The sequence below is a fragment of the Niallia laureatilytica genome (assembly GCF_046613985.1).
Lineage (GTDB): Bacteria > Bacillota > Bacilli > Bacillales > Cytobacillaceae > Niallia.
Genome location: NZ_JBKKHP010000042.1, coordinates 1 through 462, shown reverse-complemented (window position 1 = coordinate 462; position 462 = coordinate 1). Strand labels below are relative to the sequence as shown.

Annotated in this window: 5 tRNA genes; all 5 read right to left on the bottom strand. The window is 47.8% G+C overall.

Annotated elements, in window-relative coordinates:
* Position 1: 1 nt before the first annotated feature.
* Positions 2 to 76: transfer RNA gene (locus ACLIJJ_RS26930), tRNA-Asn, on the bottom strand.
* A 9-nt stretch (positions 77 to 85) separates the two neighbouring features.
* Positions 86 to 162, bottom strand: a tRNA-Ile gene (locus tag ACLIJJ_RS26925).
* Positions 163 to 168: 6 nt separating this feature from the next.
* Positions 169 to 242 (bottom strand) — tRNA-Gly (locus tag ACLIJJ_RS26920).
* Between the two features lie 18 nt (positions 243 to 260).
* Positions 261 to 336: transfer RNA gene (locus ACLIJJ_RS26915), tRNA-His, on the bottom strand.
* Positions 337 to 369: 33 nt separating this feature from the next.
* Positions 370 to 445: transfer RNA gene (locus ACLIJJ_RS26910), tRNA-Phe, on the bottom strand.
* Positions 446 to 462: the final 17 nt, after the last annotated feature.

Genomic DNA, 462 nt, shown 5'->3' with positions numbered 1-462 from the left:
ATGGCTCCGCAGGTAGGATTCGAACCTACGACCGCTCGGTTAACAGCCGAGTGCTCTACCACTGAGCTACTGCGGAACAATAATATGGTGGGCCTAAATGGACTCGAACCATCGACCTCACGCTTATCAGGCGTGCGCTCTAACCAGCTGAGCTATAGGCCCATATATTGGAGCGGGTGATGAGAATCGAACTCACGACATCAGCTTGGAAGGCTGAGGTTTTACCATTAAACTACACCCGCGTTATTAAATTTAAAATATGGGGCGACTGATGGGAATCGAACCCACGAATGTCGGAGCCACAATCCGATGCGTTAACCACTTCGCCACAACCGCCATCATGTTAATCTATTATAATCATGATATTAATGGTGGCTCAGGACGGAATCGAACCGCCGACACAAGGATTTTCAGTCCTTTGCTCTACCGACTGAGCTACTGAGCCTTTATACTTTTTTTGAA